The sequence below is a fragment of the Vibrio sp. 10N.247.311.49 genome, from assembly GCF_041467655.1.
Classification (GTDB): Bacteria; Pseudomonadota; Gammaproteobacteria; order Enterobacterales; family Vibrionaceae; genus Vibrio; species Vibrio crassostreae_C.
In genome coordinates, this window is the sequence record NZ_JBFSVA010000003.1 from 18897 (window position 1) to 36961 (window position 18065).

Below are 18065 nucleotides of genomic sequence, written 5' to 3' on the forward strand. Positions count from 1 at the left end.
ACTTCACGCTGTCATGTAAAAATATAAAAAGGCTAGCTAAGCCAAATCACCTAGCTAGCACCCCAAAGCTTAGGAAATGAAGTGAAAAGGGGGACTTCACTTCTAGGGAGAAACGTTAAGCCGTTGCTTTAATGTTTTGTTTATTACGCTCGCGCAGGCCTAAAACAACGGTCAATGCAAAGGCAGTCACGAACGCGATAATCATGCCGACCACGTAGTAACCGATTTTTTCTGGTGATATTGAGATGATACCTGGAATACCAGCAGCACCGAGCGCTTGTGCTTTCACATTAAACATGGTGATGAATGCGCTTGAAACCGCAGCGGCACAAACCGCAGCAATGAATGGATAGCGAAGCTTCAAGTTCACACCGAACATTGCAGGCTCTGTAATACCAAGTAGTCCCGTCACACCAGAAGGAATAGCGATACTCTTCATTTTCTTATCTTTACTCATGAAACCAACCGCCAATGCCGCTGCACCTTGTGACACGTTAGACATCGCCGCGATAGGAAAGATGAACGTACCACCAGTTGTTGCGATATCCGCAAGCAACTGAGTTTCAATCGCGATAAAACTATGGTGCATACCAGTAATAACAAACGGCGCATAAATCAAACCAAACACCGCACCACCAATGAAGCCAGCACTGTTGTATAGCCAGTTAAGACCGTCACCCAGTAGGAAGCCGATATCACGTGTAAATGGACCCACAACCGTGAATGTCAGAAGGCCCGTCACGAAAATAGCCAATAGTGGCGTTAACAAGTTATCCAAAACCGAAGGAATAACTTTACGTAGGCCAAGCTCAACTTTCGCTAGAATAAACGCAGAGACAAGAACGGGTAGTACTGAACCTTGATAGCCTACTTTCTCGATTTCGAAACCTAAAATGTTCCAAACCGGAATGCTGCCCGACACTGATGCGCCACCGAAGCCCCAGCCGTTAAGCAAGTCTGGGTGAACCATCAACATACCTAAAGCCGCGCCAAGGTATGGGTTACCACCAAACTTCTTACTCGCTGAAAATGCTAATAAAATAGGTAAGTACACAAAAGGAGCATTAGCAAATGTATTGATCATGTTTGCTAAGTCGGTCAAACCCGGATTAGCGTCGATTAAAGATTTGCCATCAATGAATAAGCCTTGAGCCGTCAATAGGTTGTAGATACCCATCAACAAACCACCAGCAACAATCGCCGGAATGATTGGTACAAAAATATCAGACAGGCCTTTCACCGCGCGTTGCAGGATATTTTGGTTGTCAGCACCTGCAGACGCCACATCGTTGGTCGACATTTCCGTCATTTCAGTCAGCTTAGCCAACTCAGCATAAACTTGGTTTACGATGCCTGAGCCAAAGATGATCTGATATTGACCTGCCACTTTAAACTGGCCCTTAACCCCTTCTAGGTTATCAATCGCCTGTTCATCAATTTTATCTTGGTCTGCAACCGCAAGACGCAGACGAGTCGCGCAGTGTGCGAGTGCGGTGATATTACTTTTACCACCTAATAGAGAAAGCAGCTCTTTTGCTAATTTTGGATAATTCATTACATACCCCATTGGATTATCATTTGAGCTTTTGAATTTTCGGGAACGTTTGCAAGACAAATTTTTGCCTAGAAATAACAAATGATCAAAGATAACTGCTCAATAGTGTGAGAATGATCTTCAAATTATCTCCCTAGGATAAGAAGACAGGGTTAAAATCCCCTAATAACAGGTAAATTTGATGCTCTGTTTGCAAACAATCCCAAAACTAAAATTACAATTGGATAATGAATAATGGCTAGTCTTCATGATGTCGCTCGTCTCGCTGGAGTTTCCAAGTCGACGGTTTCAAGAGTAATCAATGATGAGTATGGCGTAAAAGACGCGACCAAGGTGAAGGTGCGTAAAGCGGTTGAAGAGTGTGGCTATCTCCCAAACCAAGTCGCTAAAGACTTAAAGTCCCAAAAAACCAACCTGGTTGGCGTGATTGTTCCTAGGGTTTCTTCCCATGCCACCTCTCAGGGTGTCGATGGTTTAACCGCCGTCTTAGAGCAAGCGGGCAAGCATGTATTATTAGCGAGCACACACCAAACACACCATAAAGAACTTGAATATATTCAGATATTTAACCAGAAGCGTGTTGAAGGCATCATCCTGTACGCGACCCACCTCGACAACCAATTAGTCAAAGCGATTCAAAGCTCTGCCGTACCCGTGGTATTGGTTGGTCAAGACGGGTCAATGTTTAACATCCCAAGCATTGTGCACGACGACACTCGCGTAGGGTTTGAAGCGGGTAATCGCCTCATAGCGAAAGCTTGTAAGCATATGGGATTCATCGGTGTGCAAGGTGATGATATTGCGGTTGATAAGATGAGATCGGAAGGCTTCGCTCAATCGCTTCAATTTAACGACCTCACACTGCAATTTCACGCCCGTGGCGACTTCACCATAGAATCAGGTTACCAACTGGCGAAGCAGTATCTCAAGGAGCACACCAAGCTAGACGGCCTATTCTGCGCCACTGACCGTATCGCAATCGGTGCGATCAGAGCAATTCAAGAAGCGGGCCTCGTTCCAGGAAAGGATGTCTTGGTACTCGGCGTGGGTGATGATGAACTTGCTTCAGTATGCACACCAACGCTGTCTACGTTTAACTATGCGTTTGATAAAGCGGGAGAAAATGGAGCCAAGCTGCTACTCGACCGTATTGAGAAAAAAGGCTTTGAAATGAGCAAGATGGTGTTGACCTTCACCACTATTGACCGAGAGTCTTGCTAGCGATTTATTTCAGAGATCAGGTTATCCCAAGATAAAAAATGCCAACCTTCGAGTTGAAACGATAAGGTTGGCATTTGGTGATGCGACTATCACATCATGAGTAACACTCTCTATCTAAACGATATATCAAGCAATTAGAACCAAGTTTCCATCTGCAGTGCAAACAGAACCTCGCCGCCCTCTCCCATCGTTGCAGCATCTGCTTCAGTGCTGATCGAGTAACCATTTAGGTCTTCACTCCAATCCACATAGCTCACAGCGAAACGCAGTTCTGGTCGGTCAAAGAAACCAGTGCTAGTTGAAAGCTTGAGTGTTGGTGCAACTGTCGCTTTGTAGAAACCGCCGCTCGCTTGCTCTGTCGAGTTGTCTAAATCCATGTATTGCAATGAACCTTCGTAAACCATCTCAAAGTTCTCTGTGAACTCTTGAGCTAATCGAACGTTTAAAGAAGCCCATGTGAACTCGTCATTCTTCTTCAAACGGTCTTGGCTATGCTCTGCCATTAATGCAGGTGCTAAGCGCCAGTTGTCGCCAATGCGAGTGACACCGTAGCTAAACAGGCGAACGGCTTTCGCGTCATCCAGTAGATCACCATTTGAACCGATGCCTTTTAGCTCTGCACCTAGGCCACTACCCACTAACATACCCGTTTTAGAGAAGCCTTCGCTCAGACCAAAGAAGTTGTCTCCATGGTACGCAAACATTGCGTGTACACCGCTTTCAGCTGCGCCATTTAGGCGGCTATCGTTGTCTGCTGAGGTCATACCGCTCAACATCACTTGCCATTGGCCAATACGGTTATTCATGGTTGCAATGTAGTTTTCTACATCTGTTGACGAGCTATCAATCTCACCAAAATCTCGGCCATAAATAGAGAAATTCGCTTTCCAGTTGTCGCTCATCTGAACGTCATAAACGCCCGCACCAGTACCTGATAAGAAGACAATATCCGAATCGAAAAAGTGAATATCAAAGTTGTCGCGATCGAATCGTTTACCCGCCCAAAACGTTGCTTCAGAAAACGCTTCAGATTCAGAGAACATGCTCAGACGGTTCAGTTCTGAATACACTTGTCGCACATTCAACTGGCTTTCGCTGGCAGTCCACTCGTTATTTGTCTCAGTACTGTCGGCCAACATGATGCGAAACAAAGCACTAGAGCCATCGTCTGCAAATCGCTTATGAATCAAGTTCGCTTCAACGTAATGATCATCTTCAACACCAAGACGTCCAATTGGAGCTCCAATGGCACCCGCCGCTGTCATGTAAGGACCAGTACCTGTCGCGCCGTTTAGGTCGTCGTTGATCAATAACCCAGAGCGAGCATAGCCGTGAAACTCAAACGAAGAAGCCTTTTCATTGGCCTCGGTAGAGACCTGCTCTGTTTGTGCAACCCTTTGTTCTAATTCATTAATACGTTGCTCTAATGCTGCAACGTCTTCACTTGCTAATACCGATGTAGTCATTAGCCCCATTGTTACAGCAACCGCTAAAATGTGTCGTTTCATTCTGATGTTCTCACGTTAATTGTTTTGGATTATTTGCAAACGTTCCCAAAACAATTCGTAAGCACATTTCGGCTTATACTTTTGATGTATAAGCTCTATATCGAAGAAGAAATAGAAATCAGTCGTGTTGATTACTTCACTTTTGTATCTGAGTGGATGATAGATCGATAATTTCGGGAACGTTACCGAAAATGCATAATTCTGATAACTTTGTCACAAGTGAAATTGATTAATGGGCGAAAAATAGTGTATCGCGCACATTGAAGCCTTTATCAAGGTCGTCGATAAGCTAGAGTCAGTTATGAACAAAGCGTGATGAAACATACAATAACCACCACCTTTAACTGATAAATAACTCAATTATCGAAGGTGAACACGGTTTTGTTCGATCTAATAAATGACGATCGAATCATAAAAGGGAAGTTAGAAATGAATCCAGATACTTATGAAAGCTTCCAATAAAAAAGCCAAGTTGAACCTTAGTGATCAACTTGGCTTTAAATGGCTCAATGAATGCTTTCTAGCGCGTTGTAACGTCACAAAAGTAGAGATTATTTAATTGGATAATGTCGCTTTAAAAACGCAATCACATGCGGTACATACTTATCGGTATCAAAAATTGGAGCACTATGACCAACACCCTCCTCGATAAACAGCTGATTCTCAATGCCGTACTTGTCCAAAGCATGTTTGAGGATCTGGCTTTGCGCTAAAGGCACTCGCTTATCCAGTGTTCCATGGAACTGAATGTAAGGCGGAGCATCACTGTTTATATAACTGGTCGTTGAAGCTTGTGCCGCTAGCTCTGGTACTTCACTCGGGATATCACCTAAAAAGCGTGACACCGACGACTTTTTACTGGTTGGTCTGTTCCCTTTATTACCTAGTTCCAGCAGGTCCGTCGGGCCAAAAAAGCTTACAACTCCAGCCACTCGATACTTAGGTTCTGAGTAAAAGCTAATGTCACCGTGCGTATTACTTGCGCCGACCAATCCCGCTAAATGACCACCAGCTGAACGCCCCATCATAACCACGTTATCGGCGGCAAGATTGTACTTGTTAGCATGGTCATGAAGATAGTTAATAGCATCATTAATATCCGCGACTGGTTTTGGGAAAGTTGCTTCGCCACTTAAACGATAATCGACCGCAGCCAACGCATAACCTTCATCCAAAACAGAATTAAGCAACAACGGGTTTTTAGTCGGAATATCGTCTTTAGTGCCACGCTTCCACGCACCGCCATGTACCCAAACGAGCAACGGATATTTTCCATCAACCTTTGCTTCTGTTTTGGGAAGGTAGAGATCAAGCTTGATCTCTCGTGCTTCTACCGTCTTAAACAAGATGTCCTTTTCTACTGTGTATACCGCATTAGCATTAGCATTAGCATTAGCATTAGCATTAGCATTAGCAGCCGATAATCCAACAAATGAAAGCATCAGTAATTTTGTTATCTTTTTCATTATGAACCTCTTATCTAGAATGACGCTTCTGCTGCTAACCAGTAACGACGACCATCTTCAACGTAGCCAAACTCTTCGTAATCGGTTTGTTCATCAAATAGGTTGTAGATACCAGCCATCACCTTAAGGTTCTTTTGCACATACCAGTTGGCACCTAAGTCAACATAAGTAATTGATGGCGCTTCGTATTGTGTTCTTGAACTACTCGTTGTCGGTTCTGACTCTTTGCCACGGTATGTCACTCGCATCCAAGATTGGACATCATCACGTACTTGCCAATCTGCATTTACGGTAACTAAATGCTCAGGAACTTGTGTTAGTGGCTTACCCTCATCTTCACCAGACTGCTTCTCAGTATGTGTATAGGTATACGTCGAACCGACAGAAATCGCCTCAGTAATGCCTTTGTTTATCGTGTATTCAGCACCGTAAGTAATCGCGTCTTCAATGTTCACGTAGGTAGAATCACAACCACGTCGGCCACAGTTAGTGCTCAGCTCTTTCTTGTCGATCTTGTCTTTAAAGTCACTGTAGAATACGGTGATGTTCGAGCTTAAATCGGCATCGCCAACAAAGTACACGCCCATTTCACTGTTCACTGACGTCTCGGCTTTTAGATCAGGATTACCGTAAACCGAGCAGTCGCCACCACAACTGTCTTGCGCCCAACCCGCTTCCATCTCAGTTAAGCCTGGTGCTCGATATCCCGTTGAAACACCGCCTTTCACTGTCCAATATGAGTCGACACTCCACACACCATAAACGCGAGGGCTCAGATGAGACTCGAACACGTCATTTTGATCAAATCTGAGGCCAGTTGTTAGAGCAAAAGAATCGGTGATGTACCATTCATCTTCCGCAAACAGTGACCATTGGTTATTTTTGAAGACATGATCTTCTGCAGAATCTGTCAGCTCCTGACGTGTATAGTTGAAGCCGATAGTTAGGTAGTGCGCCTCAAGCACAGGCATAGACCATTGTGAGTTCAGAGTCAGGTTTTCCACTTCCATTTCTCCGCCTTCATTCTCAACCGTTTCATTGTTGATGTATGAAGTGCCCGAGCCCCAGTCGTAGTTGCCTGAGTGAGATAGGCCCAATGATTGACGATTGTTCACACGCTCAGAATCTGTGGTTTTCGATTTTCCATCCGTCGTCACTCGTTCTTGATCGTGATAGGTGTAATCAAACGAGAAAGTATCGTCATCCGTAGGCGTCAAGTGTAGTGCGCCACGGTAACTCTCTAATGTTTTGCCTCCGTATCCGTAAAGAATCTCATCTTCCTTACGCTCTTGATATAAACCAGAGAAAGAAGCACTCAACAAGCCATCAATAAGAGGGCCCGCTAGATGCACTTGGCTTTGATATGAATTGCCCGAGTCTGAGTTCTCTTGCAATGTTGTTTCACCACGTACGCTGCCATACCACTCTTGATAATCTTTACGAGTGATAATGTTGATCACACCGCCAATCGCGTCTGAACCGTAAAGCGTCGACATTGGGCCACGCACGACTTCAACTCGCTCAATCGCGCTTAGAGGTGGTAGCCAATCTTGCTCAAAGCCACCACTGCTGTTTTGTTGTGTTTCACGGCCAGACTGCTTGCGTCCATCGACCAAAATCGCCGTGTATTCTGCAGGCATACCACGTATTGAAATGTCTTGGCTCGAACCACCACCTGTCACTATCACACCAGGTACATCACGCAGCGCGTCTGTCAGATCTTTATACGATCGGTTTTCCAGCTGCTCACGAGTAATCACGCTGATCGACGCTGGCGCTTCAGTGACAACCTGCTCATAACCAGCTGCTGTCACAACCATGGTTTCCATAGTCGTCGCTTCAATGGTCAAAGCTTCGGTATCAACTTGATTTACTTGTTCGTTAGCAAAGCCCATCACAGGGAATACAAAACACGCAGCAGCTATAGACTTAGAAAGGGGGGAACGAGTAAACGTTTGAATAGTGTTCATCTTGGCTCTACTTAAATTGAGATTGCATTTAATAATCATTCTCAATTAGAGCGGCGTAAATCATTCGCTTCAAGCATAATGCTATCGCCAAAATAGAATATCGCTATCCGCCAGACGGATAGTTACCTTCATCTTATGCTTGATATGAAACTGATGATGTTGCGAATAACGGCTCTCAAATCACTCAGACTTCGGTGCTTACTTTACTAGAAGTCACTCTCTTTTAAGAGTACGTATCTTTGCCTACATAGAGGTCTTTGAATATTTCACGTACCCATTCACACATCGGGTCATCATGAAATCGCTTGTGCCAGTACAAATAAACTTCTTGAAAGCTCAAGTGGAGTTCTTCTGGGACTTCTCTGGTGATCAGGCGGGGATCATGACACGCTGCTTCTGCAAAAGGTGTTGGAAGGTGAAAGATGATGTCGGTTTCAGCAGCAATACTTGGCGCCGAGCTGAAGTTACTCAACTGCACAGGTGCAGACAGGCGCTGCTTTTTATTGGCTAAACCGAGTTCTTGGTATTTGTGTTCGAAAGAAAGCCTTTTCTCACCTTGTAGAGAGACTTGGCCAAAATCATATTCCGCCAGCTTTTGTGGGGTCAGAGTTTCATTCGCCAATGGGTGCTCTCGGCTCATCAACAAACGGAACGTGCGCTTCGCCACTGTCATACGATAGATATTTTGCTCAGCAGAAGGCGGCTGATGCGAAGATAAGGCAAAGTGCACATCACCTGCGACCAAGGCTTCGAAATGACGCTTGGGCGCAGAATCTAAACTCACGATCATGTTCGGCGCTTCTTTGCGGATCTTAGCGATCACCTTGGGCATTAAGGTATTAATTTGAGGCAGTAAGCCATAAAATTTCACAGTACTATCAACCTTGCTTGGGTCAAACGACTGCTTATGAACCAACTTTTCCAGGTTAGTAATAACGGTGTTGATATCGTTTTTAATCGACTCTGCTTTTGGGGTCAGCTCATAGCCATACTTCTTACGTACCAGCAGCTCATCATCAAAGAAGGTACGCATTTTTTGTAGCGTACGACTTACCGAAGACTGGCTCATGTTCAGAGACATTGCGGTATTAGAGACGTGTTTTTCTTCGAGTAAATGCTTAAGAACGAAAAGAAGATTCAGGTCAATCTGGGAGAGGTTCATGAGTGCGTCACCAAAATAATGAGGGCATCGTTGAGACAATACGCCGCGCTCAAACCACGGCAATGCATATCAATGATTGGGGTTCAAGATACCGAGTTAACGGCTCTGCGAGCATGATTTAAAGTTCAATAGAAAAACGACTAAATCAAAAAATAGAAATAGAGATCGCTACTTTCTCTTACCCTGCTCCACCAACTTTTCATTCCATGCCGTATTGCCGTCACGCTTAGAGACATCGTACTCCGCACAGAACTGAGATATGGTCATATTGTTATCGCCAGTGGCAAGCTTGAGAGCCAACTGAACTTGTTGAAGCTTGCTTTGCAGTCGCAAGATTTGACCAGCATTTGGGCTTTTCTCTTTGGCGTATTTTAAAGCCGCATGCTTACGTTCTGCCGCGCCCGCTCGGCGATCTGCTTCTGATAACAGATACTTGAGTTGAGCAACACTCTTGCCTTTCTTGAAGGCAGGATCAAGCAACTCAACGCATTCATCAAACGATGGATCGATAACGTATGGGTCAACTTTATGAGCTTGTTGGCGCATCCATTCGAGTGCGAGTTTTTCATCTGACATAATTACATCTTTACCAAAGAAACAGCCCTATATGGTATCGCTCAATAGCAAACCGCTGCAATAACAAATTGAGTGACTTTACGCCTTTTTACACTGTGCCGATTGACTAATTTAACAATCACAGCTCCAATAGTTGGCTTTAACGCATCACAAACAGCTCTTCGTGGTAGTGCTTTTCAATATCAAATTGATAGGTGTCTAATTCTTTTTTCAGTGATGTAGAGAACAACTCCGGCCCGCAGAAATACATCTCGTACTCGTTGAGGTCGCCACATTGATTGACAATTCTTCCGGCGTTTAGCCGCGGTGAGTGCAAGGTATCTATCACGGTCAACTTCACACCAACCGCGTGCGCTAGGTGCCACAACTCATCGATTAATTGCTTATCAACACCGCGAGTACAATAAAACAGTTGAATACGAGGATGATCTCGTTCTGTTTTGAGCGCTTCAAGTGTTGCAAAAAACGACGCTATCCCGACACCACCAGCAATCCAAATTTGTGGCTTGCTTAGGTCAAAATAAAGTCGACCATAGGGTCCTTCAACCGTAACCGCATCGCCCGCTTTCACTCGTTCATAAAGGCCATTAGTAAAATCACCCAGCTCTTTGATCAAAAAGCGCAGCTCTGGATCATCACTGCCAGAAACAATGGTAAACGGATGCGGGTCTTCATTACCGAAACGCAAGTACGCAAACTGCCCAGCTTTGTGACCTTGCCAAGATGCCTCCGGTTTTAACACCAGCTCCATCACTTCAGCTTGTGGAAAATAGCGAGTCGAGATAATCTTCGCTGAGTGACGATTACGACGCCCAACCAAGCCCAACAAACTGTAAATCGCTGCGATAGACCCAGCCAAAGCAAATGCCACAGTTAGATAATAAATAGGTTCTCCCCAATACGCTCGTTTAAGCAGGATTACTGAGTGGAAAGCGATAAACAGGTACGCAACCGACATCAGACGGTGCGACAATTTAAACGGTTTGTACTTCACTGCCGCCCATAGTGACGCCACCAGTAAAATGAGCAACAAGTAGAAGCCCCACTCGCCAATACTCTGAGCAATACCGCGTAATTCATTGACCCATAACTCCCATCCAGTCAAAACAGCTTGTGGCCCTGAACCATCGTGTCGAACAGGCTTATCTAACACACCAGACACCACCAATGACTTAGGTATTTGGTACCACAACCAGTGTGTCACACCCAGTGCAACACCACCGATACCGAGCCATTTATGGACTCGATATGCTTTATCCATACCTTTCAGCCAATTCTCAACCATAGGCAAACGCATCGCCAAGATCATTGTGATGGACATTAACACCAGAGACAAAATACCTGAGTACTGAATCATGGCTGAGCGCCATTCAAAGACATCGCTTGAAGCGAATAATTGCGGTTCCATCGCAAACCAAAAGGCTGACATTGTGGCAATCATTGCCCAAATGATATTGCGGACTGTTTTCATTTGTTAACACTCATAAAGACGACATCATTACTTTAGCTCCTGTGATGTAAAGGGACGTCAACGTACGTAAATCTATGCAAAGGATCTCGTTCATTGTGCTGTAGCAGAGATAAAAGAGACAAACTGCCCACGGCCAATAAGCGCTCTTTGATCGATAAAAGCGGATTCTTCGTACATATAAGTCCGTTAGTGAGCATGCTCGAAGATAACAATAAATGAGAAGAAGAGAAGATATGAAGGACATGACCCTTTCTAAACAAGATATCCAAACAATGGACCCGCGCCACCGCATTCGTTTGGTTAACTCCCTATCTGGATTTAAAAGCGCCAACCTAATTGGTACTTGTGATAAACAGGGGCTTGAAAACCTTGCGATAGTGAGCTCTGTCATTCACCTAGGGTCTGATCCCGCGCTGCTTGGTTTTATTGTTCGCCCAGATAAAAGCCGACGTCATACGCTAGAAAACATCCTAGAAACTAAGTACTTCACCGTTAACAGCATTGGTGCTGGCTTTGTTAAAAAGGCCCATCAAACCTCGGCTCGCTACCCTAAACCAGTCTCAGAATTCAACGCGGTCGGCTTAACGGCCTATTATGACGACACATTCCCCGCTCCCTTCGTCTTGGAGAGCAGTTTAAAGATAGGGTTAGCGTTCAAAGAACAGATAACAATCGAAAGCAATCAAACGCAAATGTTGATCGGTGAAGTTATAACGATTCACGCACCCAAACGCGCCGTGATGCCGGATGGCTACCTTGATTTAGAAGCGTTGGATTTGGTCACGGTATCAGGGCTTGATAGCTACCACGTAACTCAAAGACTGCACCGATTAAGCTATGCAAAACCACAACAGCCACTCTTTCCACTCACTCGTGAAGGTAACCCAACTTCATGGGAAGCTTTCGAACTCAATCTAAACTAATTTTGTTCGGCAATTTGCTATCAAAAGTGCTAACGTCCTTTAATTCCAAGAGATGCATCTCACACAGGCGCATCTCACTGAGCACACTATTCATTCTTACGTCTGTTTCCAAGGACCCTTTTGAAGTTAACTCACTTTAAATACAAAACGCGCGAAGGCCCAGACTACCGACATGGCGATCAGGTGTCATTCATGGACATCAAACAAACCTTCGGTATGGGCAGCATTCGTGTGGGTGCTTGGGTGACGAAAGAAGAAAAAGAGTTGGCCGCAAATCTGATATTCGATTCGCTAGCCGACTTGGCTTACATCTTGGCTTTGCCACCAGAAGCGATTGGCCTTCGCGGCACATTAGGCTTAGCGTTCGGCAGTGGCGGCAGAAAAGGCGTACAAGCACACTATGCCCCGAACCAACGAGAATTAGCCCTCGCGAAGAATGCCGGAGCTGGCGCGCTCGCTCACGAGTTTTGGCATGCATTTGACCACTATATCGCTGAGAAAGCGTTTGAAATCGGCGATACCTCTGGCCCTCGCAAGCAGATCCTGTTCGCCAGCGACTGTTGGTTGCACGATAGAACGGTGCGACCTCATCCATTAAACGAAAGTTTGATGTCTCTGTTTGATGCCACACTGCTTAGCGACAATAACTTGGACAAACACGATTACGTGGCTCGCAGTGTTATTGCCGACAAGGCGATGTCTGCCCGTTACTTCTCACTACCCACAGAGATGATGGCGCGCGCTTTTGAATCCGTGATTGAATCGTGTTCCGATATCAAGAACGCTTATCTAGTGGATGGCACAACCAAGCCTGATATGTACCCCGTGTATCCGGATATGGCGCATCGAGAAGAGATATACCAAGCCCTGCAAGGTTACTTCGCACCATTAGGGCGATCTTTGAGTAAATAGCATTTTGAGTCAGTAACTCTCTGCATATTTACAATGAATGACATGTACCATAAGTTGATCATGTGTAAGCTCTGATATAACATGTACAACAAGCGGAACATGTAGAATAGTTAATTCATGAATGATTAACTATTCTGTGTATATAGAAAGATTAAATATATCCAAAAACAACAGGGTAAATAAGTGATGAATATTGTTTCTTTTACTGAGGCCAGAAATAGCCTTAAGTCTGTGCTCGATAGAGTGGTAGACGATTCTGATGTTACGGTAATAACCAGACGAGATTCAGAAGATGCAGTGGTCATGTCTCTTGATCATTTTAATTCAATGCAAGAAACCTTGTACCTAATGAGCTCGCCTAAAAACGCTGAAAGATTGGCTGAATCTATTGCTCAACTCGAAGCCGGAAATACAACCGTTCGAGAATTGAATAATGACGAATGATCGAAAGATTGTATTTACAGATAATGCTTGGGAAGATTACCTATACTGGCAAACCCAAGACAAGAAAACGCTCAAGAAACTAAATAAGTTGATTGAAGCTGCCAAAAGAACGCCCTTTGAAGGGATTGGAAAGCCGGAGCCACTAGTCGGCAACCTGTCTGGATTTTGGTCAAGACGAATCGATGACAAGAATCGATTAGTGTATAAAGCAGATGACGATAACTTTTACATAATTGCTTGTCGTCACCACTATTAAAAGCAGTAAGCAGCACATAGAAAGGGCAGTAATGATCAGTTGGCCATCTTTGGTAAAACTCGACGGTGATGATGAGCTTATTTACGTCGCGTCCGAACACGAATTTCAATCAGAATGCTCAGACATGATCTTGGGCGAAGATGATTACCTCATTGATTCAGTGGGCGACAGCTATTCACTGCAATCGGGCTCAAACCAACTGTCTCTAGCGAAACGAGCAGACCAGTATTCGGTTGAAAGCGTGACCAAACTGATTCGAAACCACGAGTTCCAGAAAGCAGAAGTGTGCCTAATGAAAATCCACTTCCTAACGATAGAAGAAGCGATTCAGTCTTTGGCTTTTGAGGCTCGCTAATACTGCTTAAGAGCTCGTATCAAAGCTAATCCCCAAGACAGATTAAACAAAAACAGCGCCAATTCAGGCGCTGTTTTTGTTTGTTATCTCGCTATCGCTTAATTAAGCGATAAAAATCTGTGCCAGTGCGTAGCCTAAGCAACATGCACCGACCACACCGATTAAACCAACCGACATGAATGAGTGATTGAAGTACCACTTACCAATCTTGGTAGTGCCAGACACATCGAAGTTCACCGTTGCGATATCTGATGGGTAGTTCGGGATGAAGAAGTAGCCGTAAACTGCTGGCATTAAGCCGATCAACAGTGCTGGGTCGAGTCCTAAACCAAGGCCAACCGGTAGCATCATACGTGCAGTAGCGGCTTGAGAGTTCACCACAACTGATACGATGAATAGCGCTAGCGCAAACGTCCATGGGTAGTTAGTCACCATTTCCACGATGCCCGACTTGAACTGAGGCATTGCGTATTGGAAATAGGTATCCGACATCCAAGCGATACCGAAGATAGCAATCGCTGCCACCATACCCGATTTGAATACCACACCGTTTGGCACATCACGCGGGTCAGTTTTAGTTGCCAGCAAGATGATACCGCCGAAGCAGAGCATCATCATTTGGATGATCACCGACATCTTGATTGGCTTGTCGCCGTCTACGATCGTTCTGATCTCAGGCACCATCGCCACGATAACAATCACGACAATTGAAAGTAGGAAAATCAATACCGCATTACGAGCCGAAGTTGGCAACACTTCATCCAAAGACGTCGCTGTGGTGCTTTCGATACGCTTTTTCCACTCTGGATCCTTTAGACGAGCTTGATATTCAGGATCGTCGTTCAGTTCTTTGCCGCGTTTCAAGCTGTACAAAGAAAGTAAAAACGTACCAAACAGCGTTGCAGGAACCGTCACCATCAAAATAGAAAGCAGAGTAATAGAGTGTTGGATATCAGAAAGTTGCGCGAGGTAATAGACCACAGCAGCAGAAATTGGTGATGCAGTGATAGCCAGTTGAGACGCAACAGACGCAGCCGCCATCGGGCGCTCAGGACGAATACCATTCTTCAACGCAACATCGCCGATGATTGGCATAATTGAGTAAACCGCGTGGCCAGTACCCAATAGGAAAGTCATCGAGTAAGTCACGAACGGTGCTATCAAGGTAACGCGTTTCGGGTTCTTTCTCAGTACCCTTTCCGCCACTTGCAGCATGTATTTCAAACCACCTGCCGCTTCGAGAATCGAAGCACAAGTAACAACGGCGAGGATGATCAGCATCACGGTGACAGGTGGAGACGTTGGTGGCATCTTGAAGACAAACACCTCGATAACCAAACCAATACCAGAAACAACACCTAAGCCAATACCGCCATACCGAGATCCGATATAAAGGACGACTAATAAAAATAGAAACTCAAAATACAACATAAGCAACCCTGCTAAAAATGTGGACTAATGTTATTTTCTCCCTAAGCTCAGCCATTTACTTATTGCTTGGTCACACTATGATTGCAGGCTCCCGGTAATTGTTTTTTATAAGATTATGGTCACGTAAACAGACCTGTAAGTTTATGAAATGTAATAATAAGCCAGACGCACAAGCTAGATTTGTTATGTATAACAGTCATAATTGTTTCTGTTAGATCTGGATGGCCTATAAAACACAAGGCTCATAACTGAACGATATTATTTCAACCACAACCAATCACATTTAAAGTCATGCAGAAGCATATTGCCGAGCCGATTGGATATATTCTTACTGAACGTTGACTCGCCTATCACTAGACACTATGTCAAAATACCCGCCCTCACGATGACAACACATTAAGAACCACGGATATGAATTTTCAAGCTGCTATTTTTGATATGGATGGGCTACTGCTCGACACCGAGCGACTTTGTATGCAGGTTTTTGAAGAAGCATGTCACGCGCAAGGTGTTCCGTTTTTGCAAGATGTCTACCTAGGCATCATTGGTTGTAACGCAAAAACCATCGAACAGATTTTTCGAAATGGTTACGGTGAAGGGTTAGATTACCCAGCGCTGAATAATGAATGGCGCACGCGCTACAGTGCAATTGTTAAAAACCAAGCAATCCCAGTAAAAGACGGCGTGATTGAGCTTCTTGAGTGGCTGAAATCAAACGACATTCCAATCGCGGTGGCGACCTCCACTCAGCTTGATATCGCAAAGAAGAAGCTTGAGCTGGCTGGCCTAGATTCGTACTTCACTTCATTAAGCACAGGCTGCGAAGTGACTCACGGCAAGCCTCACCCAGAGATTTACTTGCTGGCGGCTGAACGCCTAGGTGTTGCGCCTGAAACCTGCCTAGCGTTCGAAGATTCGAACAACGGAATTCGCGCTTCTATGGCAGCGAACATGATCAGCTTCCAAATTCCAGATTTGGTTGAGCCTTGCGAAGAAGTAAAAGCGCTTGGCCACACGATCAGCCCATCGCTGCATCATGTATTGGCGCAGCTGCAACAAGCCGCAGCTTAAAAGCCAATACAACAAATAAAGACCAATATTAAGCCGACTCACAGAGTCGGTTTTTTTGTTGATATACTTTTTATAAAAGATAAAAACTCGCGCTTGAAACTGTTACAGTCGATGTGAATAAATGCTAGATAATAAGCAACATCATTAACGGAGACAGAGACGCGTGAAGGAAAAGTTTGAAGACCAACTGCTTGAGTTTGCACAGCAAGAAATGACACAAGATGCAGCACACGACATCAGCCATATTAAGCGTGTCGTCAAAACCGCAAAAGCTTTGTGCGATCAAGAACAAGCTAAGCTTGAAGTCGTGTTACCTGCTGCTTATCTTCATGATTGCTTCACCTTTCCTAAGAACCACCCAGACAGGGCCCAAAGCTCAACAATGGCAGCAGATAAGGCGATCTCTTTCCTCAAATCTATCGAATACCCTGCGTCCTATCTTGATGAGATCCATCATGCGATTGTCACGCATAGTTACAGCGCTAACATCACACCAGAAACCTTGGAAGCTCAAATCGTCCAAGATGCTGATCGCCTAGATTCTCTCGGTGCAATTGGTATTGCTCGTTGCCTATACGTTGGTCAAAGCTTCGATGCCGAACTCTATAACCACGAAGACCCGTTCGCCAAGCAGCGTGATTTGGATGACAAGCATTACAGTGTCGACCATTTCTACGTGAAACTGTTCAAGCTCGCTGAAACCATGAATACAGAATCCGCCAAATTAGAAGCCAACAAGCGAACCGACTACATGCGCGGTTTTCTTGTTCAATTGGCGACAGAAGCTTAAGCTCCTTTTCATATAGAAATTAGTCCCCATATCATAAAGAATCGCTTTAGTTTGGAACCTTCAATGACCCAAGAAAAATTCGACACCATTTATCAACGTGCGGCTCACCGTAAAGGCGGAGCGGCCGAACTCGAAAAGATTGTCCGTGCGCCCCTTTCACAAGCCGAGTTATCACAAATCACTGATGACCGTTGGCTGGCCGCTTTTACCGAAAAGGTCTTCCAGTGTGGTATTTCGTGGAATGTGGTGAGAAAGAAGTGGCCACAATTTGAAGAAGTATTCTTTGAGTTCGATATTGAAAAGATGCTGATGCTGCCGAATGAGATGTGGGAACAGAAAGCGCAAGACCCGCGCATTATTCGCCACCTCACCAAGGTAATGACCATCCCTGCCAACGCCATGATGATCCACAATGCCAAGCGTGAAGCGGATTCCTTCTCGCAAATGGTTGCCGACTGGCCATCAGAACGTATCACCGAGCTGTGGGATTACCTGAAAAAACACGGCAAGCGATTAGGTGGTAATACTGGAGCCTACACTCTGCGCCAAATGGGTAAAGATACCTTCATCTTGTCATCAGATGTTGAAGCACACCTACGCAGCACAGACGTGGTTGATAGCGGTCGTAACACCAAGCGAGCACAACTGGCAGCGAGTAAAGCCTTCAACGAATGGCAGCAACAGTCAGGTCGTAGCCTGAGCGAAATCAGTCAGATCGTGGCATACAGTTGCGGCGATAATCGAGTATAGCTTTAAACAGAACGCGCATTTAGCTTTAATTACATACACACTTAGCTTCGACCAGATGCGCACTAAGCTTTAAACCAAAACTCACTTTTTAAAAAGTACATAGTTCAATATTGCACCGATTTGTACGAAGCTGAATGTTATAAGTCGTTAACAAATAAGCGTACATCGCACTTTCAGCCAGTGGCATTGTATAGATAAGTGTAT

17 protein-coding genes are annotated in these 18065 nt (G+C 44.9%); 9 read left to right on the forward strand and 8 right to left on the reverse strand.

The window, feature by feature from the left end; genetic code table 11:
* Positions 1-115: 115 nt before the first annotated feature.
* Positions 116-1555, reverse strand: a complete 1440-nt coding sequence (locus AB6E54_RS04440; RefSeq protein WP_372106763.1) for a sucrose-specific PTS transporter subunit IIBC — start codon at positions 1553-1555, stop codon at positions 116-118.
* Positions 1556-1789: 234 nt separating this feature from the next.
* On the opposite strand from AB6E54_RS04440, the gene AB6E54_RS04445 reads away from it, so the two are divergent.
* Entirely contained in the window at positions 1790-2776 is a 987-nt protein-coding gene (locus AB6E54_RS04445) for a LacI family DNA-binding transcriptional regulator (RefSeq protein ID WP_017067468.1), read from the forward strand.
* Between the two features lie 134 nt (positions 2777-2910).
* Here AB6E54_RS04445 and AB6E54_RS04450 read toward each other — a convergent pair whose 3' ends face one another.
* From AB6E54_RS04450 to AB6E54_RS04475, 6 genes are all read right to left on the reverse strand, one after another.
* The gene (locus AB6E54_RS04450) at positions 2911-4284 is read right to left on the reverse strand and encodes a carbohydrate porin (protein ID WP_102320859.1); all 1374 of its coding nucleotides are present in this window, start codon (positions 4282-4284) and stop codon (positions 2911-2913) included.
* Positions 4285-4835: 551 nt separating this feature from the next.
* A complete protein-coding gene (locus AB6E54_RS04455; RefSeq protein ID WP_372057755.1) occupies positions 4836-5750 on the reverse strand; it encodes an alpha/beta hydrolase fold domain-containing protein in 915 nt (304 codons plus the stop codon).
* Between the two features lie 14 nt (positions 5751-5764).
* Positions 5765-7645 carry a TonB-dependent receptor domain-containing protein gene (locus AB6E54_RS04460; RefSeq protein ID WP_372106806.1) on the reverse strand — a complete coding sequence of 627 codons (1881 nt, stop codon included), beginning with the start codon at positions 7643-7645 and terminating at the stop codon, positions 5765-5767.
* 298 nt (positions 7646-7943) lie between these two features.
* Entirely contained in the window at positions 7944-8882 is a 939-nt protein-coding gene (locus AB6E54_RS04465) for a LysR family transcriptional regulator (protein WP_372106761.1), read from the reverse strand.
* A 168-nt stretch (positions 8883-9050) separates the two neighbouring features.
* Positions 9051-9458, reverse strand: coding sequence for a hypothetical protein (locus AB6E54_RS04470; RefSeq protein ID WP_017054885.1), 408 nt, complete (start codon positions 9456-9458; stop codon positions 9051-9053).
* 139 nt (positions 9459-9597) lie between these two features.
* Positions 9598-10929, reverse strand: a complete 1332-nt coding sequence (locus AB6E54_RS04475) for a ferric reductase-like transmembrane domain-containing protein (RefSeq protein ID WP_017061619.1) — start codon at positions 10927-10929, stop codon at positions 9598-9600.
* 233 nt (positions 10930-11162) lie between these two features.
* On the opposite strand from AB6E54_RS04475, the gene AB6E54_RS04480 reads away from it, so the two are divergent.
* The 5 genes from AB6E54_RS04480 to AB6E54_RS04500 all read left to right on the forward strand — a co-directional run bounded on the left by AB6E54_RS04480 (position 11163) and on the right by AB6E54_RS04500 (position 13819).
* Positions 11163-11852, forward strand: a complete 690-nt coding sequence (locus AB6E54_RS04480; protein ID WP_372106760.1) for a flavin reductase family protein — start codon at positions 11163-11165, stop codon at positions 11850-11852.
* 120 nt (positions 11853-11972) lie between these two features.
* The gene (locus tag AB6E54_RS04485) at positions 11973-12764 is read left to right on the forward strand and encodes a CLCA_X family protein (protein WP_032546884.1); all 792 of its coding nucleotides are present in this window, start codon (positions 11973-11975) and stop codon (positions 12762-12764) included.
* Positions 12765-12950: 186 nt separating this feature from the next.
* A complete protein-coding gene (locus AB6E54_RS04490; RefSeq protein ID WP_017061616.1) occupies positions 12951-13208 on the forward strand; it encodes a type II toxin-antitoxin system Phd/YefM family antitoxin in 258 nt (85 codons plus the stop codon).
* A complete protein-coding gene (locus tag AB6E54_RS04495; RefSeq protein WP_017069754.1) occupies positions 13198-13464 on the forward strand; it encodes a Txe/YoeB family addiction module toxin in 267 nt (88 codons plus the stop codon). Before AB6E54_RS04490 ends, AB6E54_RS04495 begins: the two co-directional genes overlap by 11 nt.
* A 31-nt stretch (positions 13465-13495) precedes the next feature.
* On the forward strand, positions 13496-13819 hold the full coding sequence (locus tag AB6E54_RS04500) for a DUF4144 domain-containing protein (protein WP_372106758.1): 324 nt from the start codon (positions 13496-13498) through the stop codon (positions 13817-13819).
* A gap of 102 nt (positions 13820-13921) precedes the next feature.
* Here the strand turns inward: AB6E54_RS04500 and AB6E54_RS04505 are convergent, their stop codons facing one another.
* The gene (locus AB6E54_RS04505) at positions 13922-15250 is read right to left on the reverse strand and encodes an anaerobic C4-dicarboxylate transporter (protein WP_010432780.1); all 1329 of its coding nucleotides are present in this window, start codon (positions 15248-15250) and stop codon (positions 13922-13924) included.
* Between the two features lie 411 nt (positions 15251-15661).
* On the opposite strand from AB6E54_RS04505, the gene AB6E54_RS04510 reads away from it, so the two are divergent.
* The 3 genes from AB6E54_RS04510 (at position 15662) to AB6E54_RS04520 (ending at position 17861) form a co-directional block, all read left to right on the forward strand.
* The gene (locus AB6E54_RS04510) at positions 15662-16321 is read left to right on the forward strand and encodes an HAD family phosphatase (RefSeq protein ID WP_010432777.1); all 660 of its coding nucleotides are present in this window, start codon (positions 15662-15664) and stop codon (positions 16319-16321) included.
* A gap of 163 nt (positions 16322-16484) precedes the next feature.
* Positions 16485-17111 (forward strand): HD domain-containing protein, encoded by a 627-nt coding sequence (locus AB6E54_RS04515; RefSeq protein WP_372057753.1) that lies wholly within the window; start codon positions 16485-16487, stop codon positions 17109-17111.
* A gap of 63 nt (positions 17112-17174) precedes the next feature.
* Complete coding sequence (locus AB6E54_RS04520; protein WP_016766965.1) at positions 17175-17861, forward strand: DNA-3-methyladenine glycosylase I; 687 nt, start codon at positions 17175-17177, stop codon at positions 17859-17861.
* The last annotated feature ends 204 nt before the right edge of the window (positions 17862-18065 follow it).

What these genes read in the sequence shown, in the direction of transcription:
- AB6E54_RS04440 (WP_372106763.1), bottom strand. Translation starts at nt 1,555, where the DNA reads ATGAATTATCCAAAATTAGCAAAAGAGCTGCTTTCTCTATTAGGTGGT.
- AB6E54_RS04445 (WP_017067468.1), top strand. Translation starts at nt 1,790, where the DNA reads ATGGCTAGTCTTCATGATGTCGCTCGTCTCGCTGGAGTTTCCAAGTCG.
- AB6E54_RS04450 (WP_102320859.1), bottom strand. Translation starts at nt 4,284, where the DNA reads ATGAAACGACACATTTTAGCGGTTGCTGTAACAATGGGGCTAATGACT.
- AB6E54_RS04455 (WP_372057755.1), bottom strand. Translation starts at nt 5,750, where the DNA reads ATGAAAAAGATAACAAAATTACTGATGCTTTCATTTGTTGGATTATCG.
- AB6E54_RS04460 (WP_372106806.1), bottom strand. Translation starts at nt 7,645, where the DNA reads ATGGGCTTTGCTAACGAACAAGTAAATCAAGTTGATACCGAAGCTTTG.
- AB6E54_RS04465 (WP_372106761.1), bottom strand. Translation starts at nt 8,882, where the DNA reads ATGAACCTCTCCCAGATTGACCTGAATCTTCTTTTCGTTCTTAAGCAT.
- AB6E54_RS04470 (WP_017054885.1), bottom strand. Translation starts at nt 9,458, where the DNA reads ATGTCAGATGAAAAACTCGCACTCGAATGGATGCGCCAACAAGCTCAT.
- AB6E54_RS04475 (WP_017061619.1), bottom strand. Translation starts at nt 10,929, where the DNA reads ATGAAAACAGTCCGCAATATCATTTGGGCAATGATTGCCACAATGTCA.
- AB6E54_RS04480 (WP_372106760.1), top strand. Translation starts at nt 11,163, where the DNA reads ATGAAGGACATGACCCTTTCTAAACAAGATATCCAAACAATGGACCCG.
- AB6E54_RS04490 (WP_017061616.1), top strand. Translation starts at nt 12,951, where the DNA reads ATGAATATTGTTTCTTTTACTGAGGCCAGAAATAGCCTTAAGTCTGTG.
- AB6E54_RS04495 (WP_017069754.1), top strand. Translation starts at nt 13,198, where the DNA reads ATGACGAATGATCGAAAGATTGTATTTACAGATAATGCTTGGGAAGAT.
- AB6E54_RS04500 (WP_372106758.1), top strand. Translation starts at nt 13,496, where the DNA reads ATGATCAGTTGGCCATCTTTGGTAAAACTCGACGGTGATGATGAGCTT.
- AB6E54_RS04505 (WP_010432780.1), bottom strand. Translation starts at nt 15,250, where the DNA reads ATGTTGTATTTTGAGTTTCTATTTTTATTAGTCGTCCTTTATATCGGA.
- AB6E54_RS04510 (WP_010432777.1), top strand. Translation starts at nt 15,662, where the DNA reads ATGAATTTTCAAGCTGCTATTTTTGATATGGATGGGCTACTGCTCGAC.
- AB6E54_RS04520 (WP_016766965.1), top strand. Translation starts at nt 17,175, where the DNA reads ATGACCCAAGAAAAATTCGACACCATTTATCAACGTGCGGCTCACCGT.